This window comes from Pantoea sp. X-Soil-TKNS-1211, assembly GCF_059730495.1.
In genome coordinates this window covers 1,465,334-1,490,327 of the sequence record NZ_AP035953.1, presented here as the reverse complement: position 1 = coordinate 1,490,327, position 24,994 = coordinate 1,465,334, and the positions used below count along the sequence as shown (strand labels likewise).

Genomic DNA, 24,994 nt, shown 5'->3' with positions numbered 1-24,994 from the left:
TTTTTTCATTATTTATACAACATTCTTGCATAATGATTCATTCGATGGCATCTTGTAACGCGTGCGCTTAAGGCGCGTGAATGATCTACAGGAGTCTCAAAATGAAAAAATGGATCGTTGCTGCTGCACTGGCAACTCTGGCAATGAATGCCTTTGCGGCGGAAAAAATCCGCTTCGCCTCTTCCGCGACTTATCCTCCGTTTGAATCTCTGGACCGTGAAAATCAAATCGTCGGCTTTGATATCGATCTGGCAAAAGCGTTATGCCAGCAAATGAAGGCCGAATGTACCTTCACCAATAACGCCTTTGACAGCCTGATCCCGTCGCTGAAATTCCGCCGCTATGACGCCGTGATCTCTGGCATGGACATCACCGCGGATCGCAGCAAGCAGGTGGATTTCACCCAACCCTATTACGCCAACTCGGCGGTGGTGATTGCGCGTAAAGGCCAGTTCAGCGATTTCTCTCAGCTGAAAGGCAAACGTATCGGTATGGAGAACGGCACCACCCACCAGAAGTATTTGCTGGAACAGCACCCGGAAGTGGTGGCCGTGGCGTATGACAGCTACCAGAACGCGATCCTCGACCTGAAAAATGGCCGTCTGGATGGTGTATTCGGCGATACCGCTGTGGTGAACCAGTGGCTGAAAACCAATGCTGCTCTGGCTCCGGTCGGCGCGCATGTGACTGATGCCAACTACTTTGGCACCGGGCTGGGCATTGCGGTGCGAAAAGGTAATACCGAACTACGCGATCAGCTGAATGGCGCACTGGCGGCAATCAAAGCCAACGGTACGTATCAGCAACTCAATCAGAAGTGGTTCCCGGAATAACGTCTATGGGGTCGACGCAGTGCCCAACCTGACAGGTTCTGCACTGTCCTCCGTTCAGGATGATCGCTGCGTCGTCCCCACCCTTTCAGCGCCTGGTCAGTAACGTCAGCACTTCAAAATGAGCGGTATGCGGGAACATATCGAACAGCTGCACACGGCTAACGTCATAAGCGCTCAGGCGCGCGATATCCTGCGCCATGCTGTGCGGATTGCAGCTGGAATACAGAATATATTCCGGTGCCATCTGGCTGAGATAAGCACATAACTCAGCCCCAATTCCGCGTCGTGGTGGATTCACCAGCACCAACTCAGGCACCTGATCGCGCGCGGTGGCGAACTGGGTGGAATCGAGAGCAGCAAAACTGACCTTCTCCAGCCCTAGTTGCTGTGCCGACTGGCGTGCACAAGCGATAGCTTCCGCGTTGATCTCAATCCCGGTCAGCTGCATCTCTGTGCTGGCACAATGCAGACCAAAACCGCCGACACCGCAAAACAGATCCCACATGCTGCTCACCCCCAGTTGCGCCACCCAGTCGCGTGCCGTGGCGTACAAACTGGCCGCCACCTGCGGGTTGGTCTGGAAGAAACTTTGCGGGCGAATGTACAGCGGCACGTGGTTAAACTTTTCCGCCAGCGCCTGATCGGGTGTGAGTGCAATCTCCTCATCACCTTCGAGGATCGCCATATGCACCGGCTGAATATTGGCAGAGATCACCGTTAACTGCGGCAACTGCTGTTGCAGCCACGGTAGCGCAGCACGTAACTGTTCCAGTTTGCTGGCAGAACGCAACACAAAACGCAGCATCATGCCGCCCTGCGTGCTTTCCGTCAGCAGCAGAAACTTCAGCTCACCGCGTTTGCGCGCCACGTTATACGGCGTTAAACCGGCGCGGGCGATAAAGGGTTTGAGGACGGCAAACACCGGGGCGAAACTGGCGGGATAGAGTGGACAGGCGCACAGATCAACCGGCTCGCCATCACGCGACATCATGCCGAACACCGGACGCTCGACGCTGCCGCTCACCACCATCTTAGCTTTGTTACGGAACCCCTGTTCAGCAGACGTTACCGGCGTACGCCACTCCCCCACCGCCTGCTGCGCCAGCAGTTGCTCCAGCAGCGACTGTTTCTCACTGAGCTGCTGCGGGTAGGGTTTTTCCAGCCACTGGCAGGAACGACAGCGGTCGGCATCATAAAGCGCGCAATGCATGGCGGGGCCTGTATTCTGAATCGGGAGAAAAAATGGGGGGCGATTGTATCACCGACGCCGGAAAAAAGCGCGGCTACTGGCCGGAACAAACAGCAGCAACAGAACCATCACATCCGGGAGTTTCTGCGACAGCGTATGATGGATGATCTGCGCATTAGTTTCGCCATCGATACTGAAGATCTCCGGGTAAATCCAGCCCATTGACGCCATCAACATGTATCCCAGCACGATAATCTGGGTCGCCACATAGCCCCAACGCCCACGGTTGCTGCCGCGCATCAGGGTGAAGGCACAGCGCAACTCAAACAAAAAGATCAGCTGGCTGGCAATAAATATTACAGTGGAATCCCAGGCCTGCGCGCTGCGGTGCACAAAGTTGACAATCTCTTCAAAACCTAACGCATTGGCCAGCATCACCACGCTGATACAGCGTGTAGCAATGATGGCGATACCAGCCACTAACACCGGCGCAGGCGTTAAAAAAGAGATTTTTTTCAGGGTTTCCGACATCGACCGACTCCATAAAAAAGAGGCTGGCGCTGCCAGCCTCTCCAATAGTGGCAAATGTTACGGATTTCAGCCACGTCTTGCTTTCTGAATATCGCGCAAACGTTGCTTTTCTTCGTGTGCCATAAAGCGCCAGGCAATAAAACCCACCAGACCGACGACAAACAGAATCAGCGATGCCAGGGCGTTGATCTCCGGGTTAACGCCACGACGCACGGTGGCAAAGATCGCCATCGGCAGGGTGGTCGCGCCAGGACCGGTAACAAAGCTGGAAATGACCAGGTCGTCCAGCGACAGGGTAAACGCCAGCAGCCAGCCGGTAATGATGGCCGGAGCAATCATCGGGACCGTAATCACGAAAAACACCTTCAGGGGCGTTGCGCCGAGATCCATCGCTGCTTCTTCAATCGAACGATCCAACTCACGCAGGCGCGAGTTGATCACCACTGCCACATAGGCGGTACAGAAGGTGACGTGTGCCAGCCAGATGGTCAGCATGCCACGATCGCTCGGCCAGCCAAGGGTGTTACCCATCGCCACAAACAGCAGCAACAGCGACAGACCGGTGATCACGTCCGGCATCACCAGCGGTGCCGTGAGCATAAATGCAAAGCCATTGTGCCCCTTGAAACGGCCAAAGCGCACGATCATCACCGCCGCGATGGTGCCCAGCACCACCGCCATGCTGGCGGACATCGCGGCGATGCTCAGGCTGAGCAGCACCGCATCGATCATCGCATCGTCCTGGAACAGCACGTGATACCAGTGGAACGAGAAACTCTCCCACACCGTTACCAGCTGTGAGCTGTTAAACGAGTAGGCCACCAGCAGCAACATCGGCGCATACAGGAACATAAAACTGAGTACCAAAATTGCGGTACGCCACGGAGAGCGGATAGCCGGTAACTGATTCATCCTTTCTCTCCCATTTCACGGTTTTGATGCTTGTGGAACCAGACAATCGGCAGGATCAGAATCAACAGGATAATCACCGCCAGCGCTGACGCCACCGGCCAGTCACGGTTGTTGAAGAACTCCTGCCACAGGATACGTCCAATCATGATGCTGTCCGGGCCACCCAACAATTCCGGGATCACGTACTCCCCTACCGCCGGGATAAACACCAGCATCGAACCGGCGATAATCCCGCCTTTGGTCAGTGGCACAATCACGCTAAAGAAAGTCTTCAACGGACGCGCGCCCAGATCCAGTGACGCTTCCACCAGTGAATAATCAATACGCGTCAGCGCGCTATAGATAGGCAGCACCATAAACGGCAGGTAGCAGTAGACAATACCGATATATACCGCGGTGTTGGTGTAGAGGATCACCAACGGATGATCGATTACACCCAGCCACATCAGGAAACGGTTGAGAATGCCGTTGTTGTTCAGTAACCCCATCCAGGCGTATACGCGCACCAGGAACGACGTCCATGACGGCAGGATCACCAGCAGCAGCAGGATAGTACGCATCGACGGTTTACTGTGCGCCACCGCCCATGCCAGCGGATAACCAATCGCCAGACAAATAATGGTGGAGATGGCCGCCACTTTCAGCGATTGCAGATAGGCATCGACGTATAAGGGATCGTCCGTCAGTTGCAGATAATTACCGAGATTGAGCACCAGATTGAGCTGATCATCAGCCCAGGTGACTAAATCGGTATAAGGCGGGATAGCACGCGCAATATCGGCAAAACTGATTTTCAGCACGATCAGGAACGGCAGCAGAAAAAACAGCACCAGCCACAGGTACGGCAGTGCAATCACCAGCTTGCGGCCATGCTGCATCTTCATACGCGTGGCCCAGCGCTGTAGCGGGGTGCCCGGCTGATCCGGCTGCGCGGCTCCGGGTTGAGAAATCTGGCTCATTCCGCCTCCTTAAACCGTCAAAACCACACAGCTGTCTGCATCCCAGCACAGGCGCACTTCATCGCCCCAGGTGGGCGCGCCTTTGCGGTAACGATGGGCATTCTGCAACTGGGCGCTAATCATCTGACCACTCTGCAAACGCACGTGGTAGATCGACAAGTCACCGAGATAGGCGATGTGCACCACTTCACCCACCGCGAAGTTACAACCATCGGCAGGAACCTCGTCGCACAGCATCACTTTTTCCGGGCGCAGTGCCACATGCACCGGGACGTTATCGACGATGGAAACATCGGTCTGTACTTTCAGCGGATGTACCAGACCCGGACTTTCCAGCACCAGACCCTCTTCGCGACGCTCGCGCAACAGCCCTTCAAACACATTCACCGAGCCAATAAATTCGGCGCTGAAACGGTTGGTCGGGTGCTCGTAGATCTCTTCCGGTTCCCCGATCTGGGCAAATTTACCGCGGTTCATAATGGCGATACGGCCCGCCATGGTCATTGCTTCTTCCTGGTCGTGGGTGACCATCACGCAGGTCACACCGACGCGCTCCAGAATATCCACCACTTCCAGCTGCATACGGTCACGCAGTTTTTTATCCAGCGCACCCATCGGTTCATCCAGCAGCAGCAGCTTCGGACGTTTTGCCAGGCTACGCGCCAGCGCCACACGCTGACGTTGGCCGCCAGAGAGCTGATGCGGTTTACGTTTGGCGTACTCCTGCATATGCACCAACGCCAGCATCTCTTCAACGCGGCTGGCGATTTCGCCTTTCGGCAGTTTGTCCTGCTTGAGGCCAAACGCAATGTTTTGCTCCACCGTCATGTGCGGGAACAACGCATAGGACTGGAACATCATGTTGATCGGCCGCTGATACGGCGGCACATGGGAGAGATCCTGCCCATCCAACACAATCTGACCGCTACTCGGCACTTCGAACCCCGCCAGCATACGCAGCAGGGTCGATTTGCCGCAGCCCGAAGGACCGAGCAGAGCAAAAATCTCACCTTTGTAAATGGTCAGACTGACATCATCCACGGCGTGCTGGCCGTCAAAGGATTTGGTCAGGTTGCGGATTTCCAGCAACGGCGTTAAGGCCTTTGCGGTTTTGTTATGGGGGCGGGGAATCGCGTCGCTCACTAACTTATCTCCAACGCTTAGCGACTGTTAACATCAGCCGCTAAAAATGGCACAACAGAGGCCATCACCGCGCCTCTGTTGTCGTCCTAATACAAGTGAATCCGTTCAGAACGAATTACTTACCACTTTTAACTTTAGTCCATGCACGGGTACGTACACGATCCAGTTTCGGATCCTGGACTTTCAACACGAACAGCTTGGACATAATCTCCGCTGGCGGGAAGATGCCCGGATTGTTACGCACATCCGCATTAATCAGCGGCAGTGATGCTTTGTTACCGTTGGCATAGTTCATCTTGTTAGAGATGTCGGCGATCACTTTCGGATCCATGATGTAGTTCAGCCACTGATAGGCTTCGTCGAGATTTTTCGCATCCTTCGGAATTGCCATCATGTCGAAGAACGCCAGAGCGCCCTGCTTCGGTACGCTATAGGCCAGGTTCACGCCATTTTTCGCCTGAGCGGCACGATCTTTCGCTTGCAGGATGTCACCCGACCAACCGATCGCCACACAAATGTTGCCGTTCGCCAGGTCGTTGATGTACTGCGAAGAGTGGAAATAACGGATGCTCGGACGCAGTTTCAGCAGCAGATCGGTCGCCGCCCCGGAGTAATCTTTGGGGTCGGAGCTGTTCGGATCTTTGCCGAGGTAGTTCAGCACGGTGGCGAAGATCTCTTCCGGTGCATCGAGGAAGGAAACACCACAGCTTTTCAGTTTTTCCAGGTTTTCTGGCTTCAGCACCAGATCCCAGCTGTCAACCGGCGCATCTTTACCCAGAATGGCTTTCACTTTATCCACGTTGTAGCCGATACCGGTGGTGCCCCACAGGTAAGGAATCGCGTACTTGTTGCCTGGATCATGCTGAGCCACTTTCGCCATCAGATCCGGGTCGAGGTTTTTGTAGTTCGGCAGTTTGCTCTTATCCAGCTCCTGGAACACGCCGGATTGCAGCTGGCGTGCGAGGAAGCTCGATGACGGCACCACCACGTCATAACCGGTGCTACCGGCCATCAGTTTGCCTTCCAGCACTTCGTTGGAGTCAAACACGTCGTAGACCACTTTAATGCCGGTCTCTTTCTCGAAATTCGGAACCGTGTCCGCCGAAATATAATCAGACCAGTTATAAACGTGCAGCGTTTTATCTGCGGCCAGCGTGCCAGCAGACGCTGTCATCAGCACACCAGCAACCACACCTGACAACCATTTTTTACGTTGGTTGAACATGTTTTCCTTCCTCCTGAGCGGGTCATCACAACGCTGCATACACGCGATCCGGACGTTGCGTTTTCTGTTTATTTACAGGCACACAATGAATCAATATTCAGCGGGAGTTTAATAGTAAAAACCTATACCTGTGCTGAGGTTGCACGTCTCAAGCAGCCCCGCAAGAATAGCCGCCCCGCTTCCCCTGCACCAGATCCCAGCGTAAAAAACGCCTTTTAGCGATAAGTATTGCATGTTTCTGCTATGGGGTTCGGCATGCGCGGCATAAAGCACGACTAATATCTGGCGATTTAGGGCAAAATGCAGAATAAAAAGTGGTGGGGATAAAATGAAAACTGCCGCAAAAAGCGGCAGTTAAATCAGGCAGAAAAATCAGTGCAGCATTGCGCGGCCGAGTGAGCTGGGTTGTCGCTCCTCTTCCTCGCCCATCATCAATAAATTGTTGGCGAAGGCTTCCATAATCACCATGGAAACTTGTTCCTCGCTCTGCTTCATAAAGTGCGAGAACTGACCAAAAGTTAAGCCAGCAGTGGTACTGAGCGACTGGCAGACAATCAGCTTCGGCAGATTGTCGTCCTGAATATCAATAAAGGCTTTCACCGTCAGGGAGCTGGCATTGATCTGAGACAGATCGCCCACCAGCGGAATCAACGCGGTCGGTTTAACTTCAGCCAACGCGGAGAACAGGATCACGCCATCCACAAGGTCGATTTTTGCATCAAACACCCCGTCAAAATTCTGCATATGCGGCAGATGCAAAGCCTGGCAGGCATCGCATTCGAACCAGGTGATATTTTGTTGATCCAGCCAGCGACGCAGCACGTCGATGTCAGGAACGACCAGTGAATCCATCGTCATGTCCCGTGGGGTGAAGAAATAAGCGCCTTAGCTTACGGAAAAAATGAAATCGATGCCACGAAAAACGCTGAAAAGCGCGTCTCAGCCACCAGTTTTAAGACGGAAGCCGGGCAGCGCGTGCTGTTCAATCCAGTCAATCATCATGGCAGCGATGTTCAGCCCGGTGGTGCACTCAATCCCCTCAAGGCCTGGTGAGGCATTGACCTCCATCACCAGTGGCCCTCGGTTAGCACGCAAAATGTCGACGCCGGCCACTTCCAGCCCGAGGGTGCTGGCCGCTTTAACCGCAATTTCGCGTTCCTGATCGGTGATGCGTACCGGGTGAGCCTTACCGCCGCGATGCAGATTGGAACGAAAATCGCCCTCTTTTGCGGCGCGTTCTATCGCGGCCACCACTTCATCACCAATCACCAGGCAGCGAATATCCCGCCCCTGCGCTTCTTTGATAAACTCCTGCACCAGAATATGGGCGTTGAGGCCACGAAACGCATCAATCACACTCTCGGCGGCCTGACGCGTTTCCGCCAGCACCACGCCAATCCCCTGCGTCCCTTCCACCAGCTTCACCACCAGCGGCGCGCCACCTACCATGGTAATCAGGTCATCGGTATCATCCGGCGACGAAGCAAAACCGGTGACCGGCATGTCGATCCCTTCACGCGCCAGCAATTGCAGCGAACGCAGTTTGTCACGCGCGCGGGTAATCGCCACCGATTCATTCAGCGGATAGCTGCCGCATAACTCAAACTGGCGCAGCACCGCCGTACCGTAAAAAGTAATGGCGGAGCCAATACGCGGGATCACCGCATCAAAGTGCCCCAGCGGTTCACCACGATAATGCACCGCTGGCGAGGCCGGGTTGATATTCATATAACAGGAAAGAGGGTCAATAATCTGCACCTGATGACCACGCGCTTCCGCTGCTTCACGCAGGCGTTTACACGAATAAAGCGATCCATCACGGGAGAGAATGGCCATTTTCATCGCAGAGTTCCTTGTGCTTAACGGGTTGCCCAGCCCTGCTGATGCAGGTAATCCAACATAAACGGACGCGTTTCTTTCATGATCAGACGTTGAATCAACTCACTCCAGGTTTCCGCACGTTGATTGCTGTCACGCTGTTGATAATAGATGCTGGTGCGACTGTCGTACTCCGCCAGCACCGCCGCATCGAGGGGTTGATAGGTGTTTTCATGCACCAGCATCGTCTGCGGGATGCGCGGTTTAATTTCCGGCACCGCCGCAGGATGGCCGATGCAGAAACCAAACAGCGGCAGCACAAATTTCGGCAAACCCAGCAGCGTGGTAACTTCAGCAATATTGTTGCGGATACCGCCGATGAAAACACCACCGAGACCGAGCGACTCCGCCGCTACCATCGCATTCTGCGCCATCAGCGCGGTATCCACGCAGCCCAGCAATAATTGTTCCGCCCGTCCCAGTTGCGCTTCCGGGCAGATTTGCAGGTGACGATTAAAATCGGCGCAGAATACCCAAAACTCGGCCGCCGCACTCACCCAGGGTTGCCCGCCGGTAAGGGTAACCAGTTGCTCACGTTTTTGCCGATCGGTAATACGAATAATAGAGGAGCACTGCAAAAAGCTGGAGGTCGAAGCCGCTTGTGCCGCTGCAATAATGGCGTCGCGCTGCGCCTCATCAATGCCCTGCTCGGTAAAAGCGCGAATGGAACGGTGGCTGCACAGTAAATCAATGGTCGGCGTCATAATCCTCTCCGGTTACTTCTTTTTGTCGTGTTGATTGAACAACTGCGGGGCCATCGCTTTGGCGGTGCGCCACATCATCAACCAGGCCGCGGGCAGCATCAGCACAATGCCGACAAAAAACAACACCGTCGCCAGCGTCTTCTGATCGATCGCCGCAGGCGCAGCGACCCAGTCATTAATCAGCGCCAGTGCGCCAATTACGGCAATCACGCCGACGGCTTCCAGCAACAGTACCGGCTTCGGTAATCTGGCCAGGTTGCTCATGCGTTGGCTCTCCCACAGTTCAATCCGTTAAGCCGTCTGTTATAGCACAATTGCCTGGTGGTAATCCTGTGTCTGAATTTGACCCTTTTCCATCGAAGGATGGCATTGCGCCTACTCACCGCCAGCGAGGTCGCATTTCTATACTGACGTCTCAATATTGCCGGAGGAATAAACCATGCAACTGACCCAGATTCGTAACGCGACCTTAATGCTGGAATATGCCGGAGTGCGCTTCCTGATCGATCCGATGCTTCGCTGGCACACCTTGTCAGCATGAGCAGACGTACGCTGACGCGCCATTTCTCGCGTGCCACCGGCATGACGCCAGGGGAGTGGTTGAGTGCGGAACGCCTGCGACGCAGTCAGGAACTACTGGAAACCACCGACCACAGCATTGAGGCCGTTGCCACCCTGGCGGGTTATCAGTCACCCATCTCATTTCGCCAGCGCTTTAAGGCACGCTTCAACGTCAGCCCCAGCGAATGGCGGCGTACTTTCCGTGGGCCTGGCACGCAAATCTGAAGACCGCGCACATCAGAACAACAGGCAATTCCTTCTTTCTTTCACCTGCATCAACGGGCATCATGTGTCCCATTATTCACGCTGTGATGTGATATTCATCACAAAACAGCAGCGGAAGGAGAGAAGCAATGTTTGCAGTGATTTTTGGTCGTCCCGGCTGCCCTTACTGCGTACGCGCCCAGGAACTGGCCGCCAAACTGACCACCGAACGTGACGATTTTAACTATCAATACGTCGACATTCAGGTGGAAGGCATTACCAAAGCCGATCTGGAAGCCCGTGCGGGTAAACCAGTGACGACGGTGCCGCAGATTTTCCTCGACCAGCAGCATATCGGTGGCTATACCGATTTTGCCGCCTGGACCAAAGAGAATCTGGATTTCGCGGTGTAACACATTATCGCGCGGATTTTGGCAAAAAACCGCGCGATAAATCGCGCCGCTACGGATGTATCAGGATCGCATCGCCAGCATAATACGTAGCAGACGCACCAGCAGCGCACCGCATCCAGCCCAGAACAACGCACTCAATCCCCAAATGACCATCCAGCCATTGTGACTGAGACTCAGCACCAGCAGCACCCATAGCGTACCCAGCAGTGTCCCCGCCAGTGCCACCCACAGCGTACTTTTTAACGGACTGTCCGGTTGCAGCAGCGCCACCACAATGCCCGGCAGCAAAAACAGCAACAACTCTGGCTGACCACCTATCGACCTTTCACCCGGTGAGATCCAAAAATGATGGGCAAAAATAAACACCAGCGTATATAGCGTCACGCCCAGCACCGATGCAGGCCAGCGATTATTACGCTGCGACATAATCAACCTCAACTTCAGTGTTAACAATATTGAAACTTTTAACTGCCCTGGCACACGAGTGGAAATAAAAAGAAACAGCTGCATGCGGAAGGAATGAAAACTGCCGATAGCTGAGGGTGTTAATTATGATTAGAATGACGCCGCTTCAAAATTCAGTCCCTGCCCTCTCGGCAAAACGGGCACCTGCGGTCGCCACAAGATAGCGAAAAACGACCTTTTCATCAACATGTTACAGGTAAATAAGAAGTTAAAGCGTGAATATTAACGTCGCAGATTTGTTAAGCGGAAATGACGTCCTGTTATTATTTGTGGTTTTAGCCCTCGGCCTCTGTCTGGGTAAATTACGTCTTGGCTCTGTCCAGCTCGGAAATTCCATTGGCGTATTAGTGGTATCGCTTATTTTAGGCGAACAACATTTCGCCATAAATACCGCCGCACTGAGCCTCGGTTTTATGCTGTTTATTTTTTGTGTCGGTGTCGAAGCAGGTCCCAACTTTTTTTCGATTTTTTTCCGTGACGGCAAAAACTATTTTATCCTCGCCATTGTGATGGTGGTCAGCGCCCTGCTGCTGGCGCTGATGCTGGGCAAAGTGTTCGGCTGGGATATTGGTCTGACCGCCGGTATGCTGGCAGGAGCCATGACCTCAACGCCGGTGCTGGTAGGTGCCGGGGATACACTGCGGCATAGCATCAGCGACAATCAGCAACTCAACCTGATGCAGGATCATCTCAGCCTCGGCTATGCCATTACCTACCTGGTCGGTCTGGTCAGCCTGATATTTGGCGCACGTTACCTGCCACGCCTGCAACATCAGGATCTGCCCACCTGCGCCCAGCAAATTGCGCGCGAACGTGGTCTGGATGCAGACAGCCAACGCAAAGTTTTCCTGCCAGTGATCCGTGCTTACCGCGTGGGGCCAGAGTTAGTGGAATGGAGTGGGGGTAAAAACCTGCGTGAGCTGGGCATTCATCGTCAGACCGGCTGCTATATCGAGCGTCTGCGCCGCAACGGCATTCTCGCCAGCCCGGATGGTGATGCCCAGTTGCAACTCGGCGACGAGATTTCATTGGTGGGCTATCCCGATGCCCACGCCCGCCTCGATGCCAGTTTCCGCAACGGTAAAGAGGTGTTCGATCGCGATCTGCTCGATATGCGTATCGTCACCGAAGAGATCGTGGTGAAGAACCATAACGCGGTGAATAAACGTCTCAATCACCTGAAGCTGACCGATCATGGCTGCTTCCTCAACCGCGTAATCCGCAGCCAGATTGAGATGCCGATTGATGACAGCATTATGCTGAACAAAGGCGATGTGTTGCAGGTCAGCGGCGAAGCCAGGCGCGTAAAAAGCCTCGCGGATCGTATCGGCTTTATCGCCATCCACAGCCAGATGACCGATCTGCTGGCCTTCTGTGCCTTCTTTATCATCGGTCTGATGATAGGCATGATCACCTTCCAGTTCAGCAACTTCAGCTTTGGTATCGGTAATGCGGCTGGGCTGTTGTTCGCCGGGATTATGCTGGGCTTCCTGCGCGCCAACCATCCTACCTTTGGCTATATTCCGCAGGGCGCGCTGACGATGGTCAAAGAGTTTGGCCTGATGGTGTTTATGGCGGGCGTTGGCCTGAGCGCGGGTAGCGGTCTGCAACATGGCCTGGGCAGTGAAGGCGCATTGATGCTGCTGAGCGGTCTGCTGGTTAGCCTCGTCCCGGTGGTGATTTGTTATCTGTTCGGTGCTTATGTGCTGCGGATGAACCGCGCGTTGCTGTTCGGGGCGATTATGGGGGCACGCACCTGCGCCCCGGCGATGGAGATTATCAGCGATACCGCGCGTAGCAATATTCCGGCGCTGGGTTATGCCGGAACCTATGCGATTGCCAACGTGCTGTTGACGCTGGCGGGCACCTTGATCGTCATCATTTGGCCGATTTTGCCCTTATAAAAATTTTTTGACTGAGTCCAGAACTTTTTTTCCGGGGTGCAGTCTGAATTATTGCCACTGCTTTTCTTTGAAATCCCCAAGTTGAGGAGCCCGCCAGTCACTGACTGACGGGTTTTTTTATGTCTGTCGCGCGGTGCTTAAGGTTCTCTTAAGCGCAAGTTGCGACCCTGTACCCCTGGTTTCACTACCCGCAAACATTCATGTCGCTGTCATCAAAACTAAACAATTCAACAACCCGCATCAGGATTCAGAACCCGGCTATTTACCCGCTGTCGCGCCGCTTTTACGCTATCAACTTTATTTTGCTGGCATTTTTAGCATCGGTCTTCCTGCTGTGGTCGCGCCATGAAAGTCTCGATATCGCCATCAGCCAGTTTTGGTTTGATCCGCTAACGCAGCGTTTCCCGTGGCAACACAACCGCTGGCTGGACCTGATCAACCATCGTCTGTTGAAGGATGCGATTATTGCTGGCGGCGTGCTGATGCTGTTACGAGGCATTCAGCAACGTGATGGCAGACGGGTATTGGTGGCGTTGCTGCTGGGATTGGGTCCGTTGGTGATCGGCATTCTGAAGGCGCACAGCGCGCACTCCTGTCCGTGGGATTTAGCAATGTTTGGTGGCAAAGCCGCGAACTTTACTTTGCTGAGCGCGGTCCCGGCGAACAGCGGTCCCGGTCAGTGCTTCCCCGGCGGCCATGCGTCGAGCGGTTTTGCGGTAATGGGACTGTTTTTTCTGTGGTGGCCTGAGAAACCACGCCGCGCCCTGCTGGCATTAATGGTGGGTATCGCCCTCGGGTTGCTGATGGGCTACGGCCAGGTGATGCGTGGTGCGCACTTCTTCTCCCATAACCTGTGGGCGGGATGGTGGGTATGGCTGACCCAGATGCTGATTTTTGCTGGCGTTTCTTTTTGGGTAGACAAGACGAGGAACAGAAAAGCGTAATGGAAGAGATTAACCGCACGCTGTTTTTATGGATTAACGCCACACCGGATTCACCAGAGTGGCTGCTGAGTCTGGCGACCTTTATCGCACGTGACTTAATCGCCATTGTACCGCTGCTGATTGTGGCGCTGTGGCTATGGGGACCGCGCGAACAGGTGGCTTCACAGCGCACGCTGGTATTAAAAACCGGCATGGCACTGATTTATGCGCTGAGCATCTCATGGTGCATCAGCCAGTTGCTGCCGCATCCGCGCCCCTTCGTGATCGGGCTGGGTCATCAGTTTCTGTCACATGCCGCCGATGACTCTTACCCCAGCGATCATGGCACCACCATTTTCACTTTCGCGCTGGCGTTCGTTTGCTGGCACCGTTTGTGGTCGGGGATAATTTTGCTAATCACCGGCATCGCCATCGCCTGGTCACGTGTCTATCTGGGCGTGCACTGGCCGTTGGATATGCTGGGTGGTTTTCTGGTGGGCATGCTCGGCTGCCTGGCTTCGCACCTCGCATGGCAGCTGTATGGCTCGCGGATGTTGGCGCTGACACATCAGATCTACCACGCGCTGTTCGCGCTACCGATTCGTAAGGGATGGATTCGCGGGTAAGCACACGTAGCGGCGCGATTTATCGCGCGTTTTGTCGGGGAAAGAAACCCGCGCGATAAATCGCGCCGCTTGTATGTTTGGAGGGTCAGATTATGATTTCCCTGAAATCAGTTCTGATAACCGGGAAGCCGTGCGCCGCTGGAAGCAGCTTTTACAGTGACTTCGTACGTAGAGTGGCTCCCGCCTCCTTGTTCAGGCCGAAGAGTACCAGGAAGCTTTCTCTCGCGAGACTGACTTCGCATTACAAGGCAGGCTGAACAATCTCAGATGACGAGGTCGGGAACCGGTTAACAGTTTACGCTATTTTGCCTTCCGGAGGCCACATGACCTGTTTTGCCGGGATCGATATTTCTGCCAGAACCTTTACCTTTGCCGTACGCGTTAACGGTAAAACAACGCTGGTTTCTGAGCTTAATCAGACACCTGAGGACTATCAGGCTTTTGCGAAAAAGCTGATATCGCTGTCCCCCGAACGCATCGTTATGGAAGCAACCGGTGTCTACCATTTTGACCTTGCGGTGGCTCTTGTCCGTGCCGGGCTGCCCGTCTGCGTCATTAATCCCGCCAGTTATCACCACTATGCCGCCATGCGCCTGAACGCTGCCAAAACTGACGCCCGTGATGCGGTACTGCTGGCTGAATATGGAGAAAGCATGAGGCCTGCACTCTGGCAGGCTCCGGATGATGACTGCATGGCGTTGCGCGATATCGCCCGCATGATGACGCGAGCCGTTCAGTCCCGGACACGTTCAAAAAACCGTCTTCATGCGCTGGAAACCCGCGCCGGAACTGCCGATGTCCTGCTGGAGCTGGAAGAAGAAGACGTGGAATATTACAGCCGTAAGGTAGAGAAGCTGCACGCGCTGGCGCTGAAAATCATCGCGAAAAATAGCGCCCTGAAAGCGGCGTTCATGTGCCTGTGTTCAGCCAAAGGCGTCGGAGAGACAACGGCCATTACTGTACTGGGCGAGCTGAGCCTGCTGCCCCGGGATATGAAGGCAAATCAGGTAAGCCGTCATGCGGGCCTGCATGTGAGGCAGAGCCAGTCGGGCAGCAGCGTGAACCGTCCGGGACGTCTGGGTAAAGCGGGCAACGGTCATCTGCGTAGGGCGCTGTATATGGCCGCGCTGAGTGCTGCGCAGCATGAACCCCGCGCCGCGATGTTTTATCAGGGGCTGATAAAAAGAGGTAAGAAGAAAATCCAGGCGATATGCGCAGTAATGCGGAAATACCTGACCGGCTTATGGAGCTGTATAAAGCACGGTCAGGATTTTGATTCAGCGAGACTTTTTAGTACCAAGCATCGGGAAAGTGTTGATGCTTAACAGAGTATCTACGTATATGTGGGTTAGTTAAACCATTTACCAAATACGCTATCGAATTTCATTACGATGAAATCCCAGATACGGCTAACAAATCCACCTTCCTGTACCTCTTCCATCACCACCAGCGGACGTTGTTCCACGGTTTTACCATCCAGCTGAAAATCGATAGTACCGACGACCTGGTTCTTCTTCAGTGGCGCTTCCAGCTGCGGTGAGGTCAGGGTGTAACTGGCTTTCAGATTATTCATCTGACCTTTTGGAATGGTCACGGAAGCATCTTTCTCTACACCGAGGTTCACTTCTTTGCGGTCACCAAACCATACACGCTGCTGCGCAAAAGGTTTATCCGCTTTGATTGGTGTGACGGTATCAAAGAAACGGAAGCCCCAGGTGAGCAACTTTTCACTCTCACAGAAGCGCAGTGCATCGGTCTCCGCACCCAGCACCACAGAAATCAGACGCATATCTCCGTCCGTGGCGGATGACACCAGGTTATTTCCCGCTCCCGAGGTGTGACCGGTTTTGATGCCGTCCACTTTCAGGTTACTGCTCCACAGCAGACGGTTACGGTTCATCTGCTTGATGTTGTTAAAGGTGAACTCTTTCTCTTTATTTAACGCGTACTCTTCCGGCACATCACTGATCAGTCGTTGACCGATGATCGCCATATCGCGGGCGGTACTGTACTGCCCATCGGCATCCAGCCCGTGGACGGTCATAAAGTGGGTATTTTGCAGACCAAAAGCTTTCGCGTAGTTGTTCATCAGGCCGATAAAGGAATCCTGACTGCCCGCCACATAATCCGCCATCGCAATACAGGCATCATTACCCGACTGAATCACAATGCCTTTATTCAGTTCAGAGACCGGGATACGATCGCCGGGCTTGAGGAACATCAGTGACGACCCTTTTAGTTTCGGGTTACCGGTTGCCCAGGCATCCTGACCAATCGTCACCATGTCGTCTTCATGAATTTTACCCGCCTTCAGCGCCTGACCCACCACATAGCTGGTCATCATTTTGGTCAAGCTGGCAGGATCAAGGCGCTGATCGGCATTCGATTCAGCCAGCACCTTACCGCTGTTGTAATCCATTAAAACCCAGGCTTTGGCGTCAATCTGTGGAGCGGCTGGCGCCTCTTCAGCCAGGGCAGAAACCGGGAGAAGCATTAATAAAAGGGAGGTGGCAGCAAAAGGCCGCCAGACAGAAGCGTGAATTAATTTTTTCATGTTTATGACCAGATAATTGTCCTTGGTAAATCGTGGCTCAATCCTGCAAGACGCACGTTGCCTAAAAAACTACCGCTTTGTGCTGCAGAAAAAAACCGTCTGTCGGTAAAGTTTTATAGAAATTATTACAGTAACCCTGGCACCAACGCCGTTGCGCTGCCACCTTTGTTCTGTCGCCATTTGTGAAAAATTGCGAGAAATTCCGATTTTTCGCAGATCAGTTAAGCCAGTCACAAATTTCCGCTAACCTGATCTCAGTCAGCCTGAGGAGAATCATGATGGACTTAGCCGTGTTCGATCTCGACGAAACCCTGATTTGTGAAGACAGCACCAGCCTGTGGCTGCGCTGGTTGGTTTCACAGGGTTTTGCCCCCGCCGAACTGATTAGCGCCGAACAGTCGCTAATGACCCAATACCACGCCGGTACGCTCTCAATTGAAGAATATATGAACACCACCCTCGCCCCGCTGGCCGGAATGGCAACCATGACGGTATCGGGCTGGGTGCGACGTTTTATCCACCGCGATATCCTGCCGCGCGTGTTTCCCGCCGCACGCGAACGCATCAACTGGCATCAGCAGCGTGGCGACACCGTGATGATTATCACTGCCAGCGGCGAACATCTGGCCGTACCCATTGCCGAGCGCCTTGGCGTACATGGTGCGCTGGCGATTGGTGTGGAGATTGTCGATGACCGCTACAGTGGCCTGACCTACGGCACCATGACCTACAAAGAAGGCAAAGTGACGCGTCTGAGTGACTGGAAAGCCTTGCAGCAGGAAAGTCGTTTTGATCGCACCTGGGCCTACAGCGACTCGATGAACGACTTGCCGCTGCTGGTCCATGCCGATCATGCCTATGTCATCAACCCGGATACGCTGCTGCATCAGGAAGCGCAGCAGCGTGGCTGGGAAGTGTGTAATTGGGTGCGCTAACTACCCGCGTGGCGCGCTGGCGTTCGCCGCCAGCCCCACTTTCAGCAATTTTCCGTTGCTCTCGTCAGTCAGCACGTACAGGAAGCCATCTGGTCCCTGACGCACATCGCGAATCCGCTCACCGCGATCCGTTAACAGACGCTGCTCCTCCACCACTTTTTCGCCATTGACCATCAGGCGAATCAGGCTTTTTTCCTTTAACGCGCCAATAAACAGCGAATTTTTCCACTGGGGGAAACGCGCGCTGTTGTAAAACGCCATGCCGCTGATAGCCGGTGAAACCTTCCAGTAAAAAACCGGCTGCTCCGTACCCGCGACCTCGCCACCCTTTGATTCCGGCACTTTCTGCCCGCTGTAATCAATGCCCCAGGTCGCCAGTGGCCAGCCATAGTTTTTGCCCTTTTCCGGGATATTGACCTCATCGCCCCCTCGCGGGCCATGCTCGCTTTCCCACATCTGCTGCGTCCACGGGTTCAACGCCAGTCCCTGCGGGTTACGCATGCCATACGACCAAATTTCGCCGCGCGCACCCGGATGATCAACAAAGGGGTTATCCGCCGGAATCTTACCGTCAGCGGTCAGACGTACGATTTTGCCCGAGAGTTTATCCAGCTCCTGCGCGCTGCTTCTGGCAAAATTGTCGCCGAAGGCAATCCATAAAAAACCTGCCCGGTCGAATGCCAGCCGTGTCCCGATATTCGCCCCGCTGGAGAGCTTCGGTGTTTGTTCCAACACCACCCGGAAGTCACTCAACTGGCGATTATCGTCGCTCAAGCGACCATAGCCGACCACACCTCCCGCACGGCCCGTCGCATCCGCGGTGGTATAACTGAGCCACACCCGGCGACTTTGCGCAAAATCCGGGGCCAGCACCACATCCAGCAAACCGCCCTGTCGTTGCGCCCACACTTTAGGGACGCCATCGATCGGCGCGGACAATCCTTTTCCTGGTTGCCAACTTCGCAGTTGGCCGGAACGTTCGGTGATTAACAGGGTATGATTGTCGGGTAGAAACGCCACCGACCAGGGATGGTCCAGTTTGTCCTGCAAAACCTGCACCTGCACCTCCGCCGCCAGGGCTGGCAGGGAACCACTCAGAACACAGCCGAACAGCAGCGCGGCACGCATCAATCGCATGGGTTTCTCCTTTTTAACAGTCTGCCGTTAAGGGTAGTCAGCCAGTAAAAAAAGATGTGCAGGATTTACAAAACATTAAGCCCGGCGTACCGGGCAGGAAGGTTTCACGGGGCGCTGAAGGAGACTGCGTCACGCACCATCTCGTCAATGCCTGGGCGGATGTCATTGAGGGTAATCGGCGTTTCACTGTTTGGCAGCGTGCGGCCAAAGGCTTTGCGCACCACTTTGATCAGCGGCTTGCCGGTTTGCGCATCGGTTGCTTCCACCTCAAGGTACAAGGCACTGTTCTGTGTACGATGCCCGGTCGCCGCCATGGTTCCGGCAATCACTGCGCCAACCGGTATGACTTCATAGAACTGTACGCCCTCATTTTCACCCGCTACAGCGGTGATAGCCGCCCTGACTAACATGGTATTGGGGCCTTTCTGCGTCACGAGGTTCTTATGCCTTGCTATCCCTGCTTTCAGCTGCTGGTCGGCATATTGTCGTATTTGATCCAGCGTCTGCTGGCTGATACGCGTTGTGGGATGTGCAGCCGGGTAATAAACGATGGGGGTATAAACGACGTTCGGATATTTCGCGCCATGGTAATCCGGCGATATCCAGCGCAGTGTCGGTTTACCGCTCGCCGACTCCGCCATTTTTAGCTGGCTATAATCGCCAAGAAAGCCTGAATATTGTTGAGTATCAGCAACATGAGAGGTGCAGCCCGCCGCCAAAAAAGCCAGCGTCACCAAGGGAACAACAAGATGTGATCGCATACGGTAGCCCTTATGAGAGGAAATAGCTTTTCAAGCATAGTTTGGGCAGTAACGAGGCGTAAGGAAAATTGAAGAAATGTGAATGACAACCGCCTGGGTTATCGGTGTAACACAGGCGGCCAGGGGGATTATTCGAAGCAGGTATCCGGATTTTCCGACAGCGAAATGAAGGTATCACCACCTTTGGTCAGCGCCAGGATTTGACCACTCTCAATATCATAAACCCACCCATGCAGGCGCACTGTCCCTTTACGCAGCGCAACCGCCACGGAAGGATGTGTTTTGATATTGTGGAGCTGGGCAATGACGTTCTCTTTCACCATCTCGTTCAGCTTGATTTCCGGGGTGGCGTACTTCTTATTTTCCACCACCGCACGCGCGGCATCGGCATAACGCAGCCAGTGTTCGACTGCTGGCATGGTGTCCATGCAGGAACATTCCGCGATGGCTTTCATAGCACCACAGTTCGAGTGGCCACAAATGATGATCTCGCTCACGCCCAACGCCACCACCGCATATTCGATGGTCGCGGAAACGCCACCCGGCTCCGGTCCGAATGACGGCACAATATTGCCCGCATTACGGATAACAAACAGCTGACCCGGCTCCTGCTGCGTCACCAGTTCCGGCACCAGACGGCTGTCTGAGCAAGAGATGAACAGGGCTTTGGGATTTTGGTTGGACGCCAGGCTTTTGAAAAGATCCTTCCTTTCAGGAAACACATTCTGTTGAAAACTCAGAAAACCTTTGATGATCTCTTTCATTTTTCTGCTCTCACATTATCCACTTCTGCCCTGGCAGTGAGCAATGTCACCGTCAGCGCTGCATATTTTTTCTTGTATCGATAATAGCTTACAGGCACCAACCGGGCATTTAAGCAAAATCACCCGGTGAAGACAACCCTGACCACATTTGCGGCTTGCAAACAGACTATACAATTTCCCCGCAGACCCCTGTACAATCGCCCCCCTATCCACACTAATTATGATGAATTTTTATTCTTATGAGCCATGTCACCAATCCTCCACGCGTGGGCTTCGTCTCACTCGGCTGCCCAAAAAACCTCGTTGACTCGGAGCGTATCCTGACGGAACTGCGTACCGAAGGTTATGACGTGGTGCCACGTTACGATGATGCAGAGATCGTCATTGTTAACACCTGTGGATTTATCGACAGTGCCGTGCAGGAATCCCTGGAAGCGATTGGTGAAGCCCTGAACGAGAACGGCAAAGTGATCGTCACCGGCTGCCTCGGTGCCAAAGTGGACCAGATCCGCGAGGTGCATCCGAAAGTGCTGGAAATCACCGGCCCGCACAGCTACGAGCAGGTACTATCACATGTGCATCACTACGTGCCGAAACCAGAGCATAACCCGTTCCTCAGCCTGGTGCCGCAGCAAGGCGTGAAGCTGACGCCGCGCCACTATGCCTATCTGAAGATCTCTGAAGGCTGCAACCATCGCTGCACCTTCTGCATCATTCCATCGATGCGTGGCGACCTGGATAGCCGCCCGATTGGCGCGGTGTTGGATGAGGCCAAACGTCTGGTCGAAGCCGGCGTTAAAGAGCTGCTGGTCATTTCTCAGGACACCTCCGCCTATGGCGTCGACGTGAAGCACCGTACCGGATTCTGGAACGGTTCACCGGTGAAAACCAGCATGGTCAGCCTGTGTGAACAGCTGGCTAAACTCGGCGTATGGGTACGTCTGCACTACGTCTACCCTTACCCGCATGTGGATGATGTCATTCCGCTGATGGCTGAAGGCAAAATCCTGCCGTATCTGGACATTCCGCTGCAACACGCCAGCCCGCGTATTCTGAAGCTGATGAAACGTCCGGGCGCGGTTGAACGCACGCTGGAGCGCATTAAGCGCTGGCGCGAAATTTGCCCGGAGCTGACGCTGCGTTCCACTTTTATCGTCGGCTTCCCCGGTGAAACCGAGGAAGATTTCCAGATGCTGCTCGACTTCCTGAAAGAAGCGCGTCTGGATCGTGTCGGCTGCTTCCAGTACAGCCCGGTGGAAGGCGCAACCGCCAACCAACTGCCGGATCCCGTGCCGGACGAGGTGAAGCAGGAACGTTTCGAGCGCTTTATGCAGCTGCAACAGCAAATTTCGGCCGAACGTCTACAAGAGAAAATTGGTCGCGAAATTCTGGTGATCATCGATGAAGTGGACGAGGAAGGTGCTGTCGGTCGCAGCATGGCCGATGCACCGGAAATCGATGGTGCGGTCTACCTGAACGGTGAACGTCAGGTGAAAGTGGGTGACGTAGTACGCGTCAAAGTCGATCACGCCGACGAGTACGATCTCTGGGGCACCCGCGTTTAATCCCTGCCTCCCCCATGCCAGTCATGGGGGATATCATTTTCCGCCGAAATTATTTTCTCCCGACAGTAAAGCGCCTTTCTTTTACACCGATAACCTCTGTACACGCCCCTTTTGCCCAGAGAGTTCAGGATGCTTAAAAGAATGAAAGTCGTGACCGCCATTATCGTGATTTTGGTGGTTTTTACAGCCATGCAAGTCGTTTCCGGCTCGCTGTTTTTGACTTCGCTAATCGCAGGTCAGCGTAATTTCACCACCAGCGATCAATTATCCCACCAACAGCGCGAACTGGCCGATGGCTGGCAAACGCTGGTGAAAACCCGCGTCACCATTAACCGTGTCGCCATCCGTATCCTGAAAAAGCAGACCGATGATGCCTCACTGACCGCCATTGATAAATTGCTCACTGCGGCGGGCGTATCATTGAATGAAGCGCAGCAGCACTTTGCCCAGTATAAAAGTCTGCCGCGCATCAAAGGCCAGAGTGACGCTGCTGCGGCCCTGGTCGAATCCAGGTTCAGCGCAATGGCGGATTTACTGCAACAATCTGCCGCCTTTCTGAAAGCCAATGATTACCCTTCCTACGGTAATCTTGATGCACAGCAAGCGCAGGACGATCTGGAAGACGCTTACAAGCAGTGGCGTGCGCAGAACGTCGAGTTGTTGGCGCAAGGCAGTGCCGAGAATGACAGCGCCTGGCAACGCGTGCTGGCGATGGTTGTCGTGATGGCCGTGGTGGTTCTGCTGATGCTGGCCGCGGTATGGGTGTTGGTACGCCGTATTCTACTGATACCGATGAAGCAACTGCAAAAACAGATGGAACGCTTTGCTGAAGGCGATCTGTCCGGCAGCCTGCACGTGGAAGGCCGCAGTGAAATGGCGGCCCTGGCCGCCAGCCTGAATCATATGCAACAGGCATTGCTCAGCACCGTCAATAACGTCCGTGACAGCGCCGATGCGATCTTTAGCAGCGTCAGCGAAATCGCCACCGGTAATAACGATCTCTCGTCGCGTACCGAACAACAGGCCGCCTCACTGGAGGAAACCGCTGCCAGTATGGAGCAGCTCACCGCCACGGTGAAACAAAACGCCGATAACGCGCGCCAGGCCACGCAGTTGGCTAAAACCGCGTCCGATACGGCAGATAAGGGTGGCAACGTGGTAGCTGGCGTCGTGAAAACCATGCACGATATCGCCGACAGCTCGAAAAAGATTGCGGATATCACCAGCGTGATCGACGGTATCGCTTTCCAGACCAATATCCTCGCACTGAACGCGGCAGTCGAAGCGGCACGTGCCGGGGAACAGGGACGCGGCTTTGCCGTGGTAGCGGGTGAAGTCCGCAATCTCGCCCAACGCAGCGCCCAGGCAGCGAAAGAGATCAAGTTGTTGATTGAGAACTCAGTTCAGCGCGTCAATCTGGGTTCACAACAGGTTGGCAGCGCCGGGGATACCATGCAGGAGATCGTCAGCGCCGTCACCCGCGTCACCGATATCATGGGTGAGATTGCTTCCGCATCGGATGAACAGAGTCGCGGTATCGACCAAATCGGTCAGGCGGTCAACGAGATGGATCGTGTGACCCAGCAAAACGCCACCCTGGTGCAGGAGTCAGCGAATGCATCGGTATCGCTGGAGCAGCAGGCCAGCCGTTTATCCGCGGCGGTAGCGCGTTTTAACACTGGCACGCGTCAGGCTGTGGCCGCGCTGGTGCGTCCGTCAGCGCCTGCGGTGGCTCCGCGTGCGCTGAAGGCCCCAGCGGCCTCCGGCAATGACAATTGGGAAACGTTTTGACGTAAAAGCGGCGCGATAAATCCCAAAACATTGCGCGATAAATCGCGCCGCTACAGGCCGCACGCAACCGTTGCGGCGCGATTTATCGCGCGGTTGTGTGTAGATCTGGCTCAGGTTTTCAATTTCGGATCCAGCGCGTCGCGCAGCCCATCGCCCAGCAGATTAAACGCCAGCACCGTCAGGAAAATAGCGAGGCTGGGGAAAATCGCCACATGAGGTGCAATCACCATATCGGCGCGTGCTTCATTAAGCATCGCGCCCCACTCTGGCGTGGGCGGCTGCGCACCGAGGCCCAGAAACGACAGGCTGGCGGCGGTGATAATGGAGGTGCCGATACGCATGGTGAAGTAGACCACAATCGATGAGACCGTACCCGGCAGGATATGGCGCATGATGATGGTCCAGTCCGAAGCGCCAATGCTGCGCGCCGATTCGATGTAAGTCTGATGTTTGAGCACCAGGGTGTTACCACGCACCAGACGCGCAAACGCCGGGATACTGAATATCGCCACTGCGACAATCACGTTACTCATCCCGCTGCCCATAATCGCCACCACGGCAATCGCCAGCAGAATGCCCGGAAACGCAAACAGCACGTCACAGATGCGCATGGTGATGCGATCCCACCAACCTTCGTAATAGCCTGCCAGCAATCCCAGCAAGGTGCCGATCACCGTCCCGATCGCCACGGAAAAGAAACCGGCAATTAAGGAAATACGGGTGCCGACCAGCACACGGCTAAAAATATCACGCCCAAGGGAATCCACGCCGAACCAATGCATCAGCGATGGCCCTTCATTTAGCCGGTCATAATCGAAATAGTTTTCAGCATCAAAGGGCGCAATCCACGGGGCAATAAACGCCACCACGATCAATAGCAACACAAACACGCCAGCCAGCATCGCTACGTGCTGACGACGAAAACGTCGCCAGAACTCGCGCCACGGTGTGCGCACCCGGTTTTCCGTCATCGTCGGCATGATTTTCAGTGCCGCTTCGCGTCGCCAGTTTTTCATT

General features: G+C 54.5%; 25 protein-coding genes and 2 pseudogenes. 11 read left to right on the top strand and 16 right to left on the bottom strand.

What is annotated here, in order from left to right:
- Window positions 1–101 precede the first annotated feature (101 nt).
- Complete coding sequence (gene artJ, locus AC6I8W_RS07105; protein WP_497837542.1) at window positions 102–833, top strand: arginine ABC transporter substrate-binding protein; 732 nt, start codon at window positions 102–104, stop codon at window positions 831–833.
- Between the two features lie 85 nt (window positions 834–918).
- On the opposite strand, the gene rlmC is transcribed toward artJ, so the two are convergent.
- From rlmC to AC6I8W_RS07055, 10 genes are all read right to left on the bottom strand, one after another.
- Window positions 919–2,043, bottom strand: coding sequence for a 23S rRNA (uracil(747)-C(5))-methyltransferase RlmC (gene rlmC / locus AC6I8W_RS07100; RefSeq protein WP_497837541.1), 1,125 nt, complete (start codon window positions 2,041–2,043; stop codon window positions 919–921).
- Between the two features lie 48 nt (window positions 2,044–2,091).
- Window positions 2,092–2,553: a YbjO family protein gene (locus AC6I8W_RS07095; protein WP_497837540.1), complete on the bottom strand. Its 462-nt coding sequence runs from the start codon at window positions 2,551–2,553 to the stop codon at window positions 2,092–2,094.
- 66 nt (window positions 2,554–2,619) lie between these two features.
- Complete coding sequence (potI, locus tag AC6I8W_RS07090) at window positions 2,620–3,465, bottom strand: putrescine ABC transporter permease PotI (RefSeq protein ID WP_497837539.1); 846 nt, start codon at window positions 3,463–3,465, stop codon at window positions 2,620–2,622.
- Window positions 3,462–4,424 carry a putrescine ABC transporter permease PotH gene (potH, locus tag AC6I8W_RS07085; protein WP_497837538.1) on the bottom strand — a complete coding sequence of 321 codons (963 nt, stop codon included), beginning with the start codon at window positions 4,422–4,424 and terminating at the stop codon, window positions 3,462–3,464. The genes potI and potH overlap by 4 nt, the downstream gene beginning before the upstream one ends.
- 9 nt (window positions 4,425–4,433) lie before the next feature.
- Window positions 4,434–5,567 (bottom strand): putrescine ABC transporter ATP-binding subunit PotG, encoded by a 1,134-nt coding sequence (gene potG, locus AC6I8W_RS07080; protein WP_497837537.1) that lies wholly within the window; start codon window positions 5,565–5,567, stop codon window positions 4,434–4,436.
- 115 nt (window positions 5,568–5,682) lie between these two features.
- Complete coding sequence (potF, locus tag AC6I8W_RS07075; protein WP_480369903.1) at window positions 5,683–6,792, bottom strand: spermidine/putrescine ABC transporter substrate-binding protein PotF; 1,110 nt, start codon at window positions 6,790–6,792, stop codon at window positions 5,683–5,685.
- Between the two features lie 372 nt (window positions 6,793–7,164).
- Window positions 7,165–7,644 (bottom strand): YbjN domain-containing protein, encoded by a 480-nt coding sequence (locus tag AC6I8W_RS07070; RefSeq protein WP_013508474.1) that lies wholly within the window; start codon window positions 7,642–7,644, stop codon window positions 7,165–7,167.
- An 87-nt stretch (window positions 7,645–7,731) separates the two neighbouring features.
- Window positions 7,732–8,634, bottom strand: a complete 903-nt coding sequence (gene rimK, locus AC6I8W_RS07065; protein WP_497837536.1) for a 30S ribosomal protein S6--L-glutamate ligase — start codon at window positions 8,632–8,634, stop codon at window positions 7,732–7,734.
- A 17-nt stretch (window positions 8,635–8,651) separates the two neighbouring features.
- Window positions 8,652–9,374: an oxygen-insensitive NADPH nitroreductase gene (nfsA, locus tag AC6I8W_RS07060; protein ID WP_497837535.1), complete on the bottom strand. Its 723-nt coding sequence runs from the start codon at window positions 9,372–9,374 to the stop codon at window positions 8,652–8,654.
- A gap of 12 nt (window positions 9,375–9,386) precedes the next feature.
- Window positions 9,387–9,638 (bottom strand): DUF1418 family protein, encoded by a 252-nt coding sequence (locus AC6I8W_RS07055; protein ID WP_497837534.1) that lies wholly within the window; start codon window positions 9,636–9,638, stop codon window positions 9,387–9,389.
- A gap of 175 nt (window positions 9,639–9,813) precedes the next feature.
- On the opposite strand from AC6I8W_RS07055, the pseudogene AC6I8W_RS07050 reads away from it, so the two are divergent.
- The 3 genes and pseudogenes from AC6I8W_RS07050 to AC6I8W_RS07040 all read left to right on the top strand — a co-directional run.
- A pseudogene (locus AC6I8W_RS07050) lies at window positions 9,814–9,891 on the top strand (MBL fold metallo-hydrolase); the annotation flags it as partial.
- Window positions 9,891–10,160: pseudogene (locus tag AC6I8W_RS07045) on the top strand (helix-turn-helix domain-containing protein); the annotation flags it as partial. The pseudogenes AC6I8W_RS07050 and AC6I8W_RS07045, both read left to right, overlap by 1 nt.
- A gap of 128 nt (window positions 10,161–10,288) precedes the next feature.
- Window positions 10,289–10,552, top strand: coding sequence for a GrxA family glutaredoxin (locus AC6I8W_RS07040; RefSeq protein WP_013508468.1), 264 nt, complete (start codon window positions 10,289–10,291; stop codon window positions 10,550–10,552).
- A gap of 60 nt (window positions 10,553–10,612) precedes the next feature.
- On the opposite strand, the gene ybjM is transcribed toward AC6I8W_RS07040, so the two are convergent.
- A complete protein-coding gene (gene ybjM, locus AC6I8W_RS07035) occupies window positions 10,613–10,978 on the bottom strand; it encodes an inner membrane protein YbjM (protein WP_497837533.1) in 366 nt (121 codons plus the stop codon).
- A 254-nt stretch (window positions 10,979–11,232) separates the two neighbouring features.
- On the opposite strand from ybjM, the gene AC6I8W_RS07030 reads away from it, so the two are divergent.
- The 4 genes from AC6I8W_RS07030 (at window position 11,233) to AC6I8W_RS07015 (ending at window position 15,795) form a co-directional block, all read left to right on the top strand.
- Window positions 11,233–12,921 carry an aspartate:alanine antiporter gene (locus tag AC6I8W_RS07030; protein ID WP_480369880.1) on the top strand — a complete coding sequence of 563 codons (1,689 nt, stop codon included), beginning with the start codon at window positions 11,233–11,235 and terminating at the stop codon, window positions 12,919–12,921.
- Window positions 12,922–13,121: 200 nt separating this feature from the next.
- Window positions 13,122–13,865: a phosphatase PAP2 family protein gene (locus AC6I8W_RS07025; RefSeq protein ID WP_497837531.1), complete on the top strand. Its 744-nt coding sequence runs from the start codon at window positions 13,122–13,124 to the stop codon at window positions 13,863–13,865.
- Complete coding sequence (gene ybjG / locus AC6I8W_RS07020; RefSeq protein ID WP_497837530.1) at window positions 13,865–14,470, top strand: undecaprenyl-diphosphate phosphatase; 606 nt, start codon at window positions 13,865–13,867, stop codon at window positions 14,468–14,470. The genes AC6I8W_RS07025 and ybjG overlap by 1 nt, the downstream gene beginning before the upstream one ends.
- A 323-nt stretch (window positions 14,471–14,793) precedes the next feature.
- The gene (locus AC6I8W_RS07015) at window positions 14,794–15,795 is read left to right on the top strand and encodes an IS110 family RNA-guided transposase (RefSeq protein ID WP_497835483.1); all 1,002 of its coding nucleotides are present in this window, start codon (window positions 14,794–14,796) and stop codon (window positions 15,793–15,795) included.
- Window positions 15,796–15,818: 23 nt separating this feature from the next.
- Here AC6I8W_RS07015 and AC6I8W_RS07010 read toward each other — a convergent pair whose 3' ends face one another.
- A complete protein-coding gene (locus AC6I8W_RS07010; protein ID WP_497838126.1) occupies window positions 15,819–16,964 on the bottom strand; it encodes a serine hydrolase in 1,146 nt (381 codons plus the stop codon).
- Window positions 16,965–17,302: 338 nt separating this feature from the next.
- On the opposite strand from AC6I8W_RS07010, the gene AC6I8W_RS07005 reads away from it, so the two are divergent.
- Entirely contained in the window at window positions 17,303–17,959 is a 657-nt protein-coding gene (locus tag AC6I8W_RS07005) for an HAD family hydrolase (RefSeq protein WP_497838125.1), read from the top strand.
- Here AC6I8W_RS07005 and AC6I8W_RS07000 read toward each other — a convergent pair whose 3' ends face one another.
- From AC6I8W_RS07000 to AC6I8W_RS06990, 3 genes are all read right to left on the bottom strand, one after another.
- Entirely contained in the window at window positions 17,960–19,096 is a 1,137-nt protein-coding gene (locus tag AC6I8W_RS07000; protein WP_497837528.1) for a PQQ-dependent sugar dehydrogenase, read from the bottom strand.
- A gap of 104 nt (window positions 19,097–19,200) precedes the next feature.
- Window positions 19,201–19,857 carry a DUF3313 domain-containing protein gene (locus tag AC6I8W_RS06995; protein ID WP_497837527.1) on the bottom strand — a complete coding sequence of 219 codons (657 nt, stop codon included), beginning with the start codon at window positions 19,855–19,857 and terminating at the stop codon, window positions 19,201–19,203.
- A gap of 128 nt (window positions 19,858–19,985) precedes the next feature.
- Window positions 19,986–20,621 carry a carbonic anhydrase gene (locus AC6I8W_RS06990; RefSeq protein WP_480369864.1) on the bottom strand — a complete coding sequence of 212 codons (636 nt, stop codon included), beginning with the start codon at window positions 20,619–20,621 and terminating at the stop codon, window positions 19,986–19,988.
- Between the two features lie 239 nt (window positions 20,622–20,860).
- Here AC6I8W_RS06990 and rimO point away from each other — a divergent pair, with 239 nt between their 5' ends.
- Together rimO and AC6I8W_RS06980 are read left to right on the top strand one after the other, a co-directional pair.
- Window positions 20,861–22,186 carry a 30S ribosomal protein S12 methylthiotransferase RimO gene (gene rimO, locus AC6I8W_RS06985; protein ID WP_497837526.1) on the top strand — a complete coding sequence of 442 codons (1,326 nt, stop codon included), beginning with the start codon at window positions 20,861–20,863 and terminating at the stop codon, window positions 22,184–22,186.
- Window positions 22,187–22,315: 129 nt separating this feature from the next.
- On the top strand, window positions 22,316–23,977 hold the full coding sequence (locus AC6I8W_RS06980) for a methyl-accepting chemotaxis protein (RefSeq protein ID WP_497837525.1): 1,662 nt from the start codon (window positions 22,316–22,318) through the stop codon (window positions 23,975–23,977).
- Window positions 23,978–24,087: 110 nt separating this feature from the next.
- On the opposite strand, the gene gsiD is transcribed toward AC6I8W_RS06980, so the two are convergent.
- Window positions 24,088–24,993, bottom strand: coding sequence for a glutathione ABC transporter permease GsiD (gsiD, locus tag AC6I8W_RS06975; RefSeq protein ID WP_497837524.1), 906 nt, complete (start codon window positions 24,991–24,993; stop codon window positions 24,088–24,090).
- Window position 24,994 lies beyond the last annotated feature (1 nt).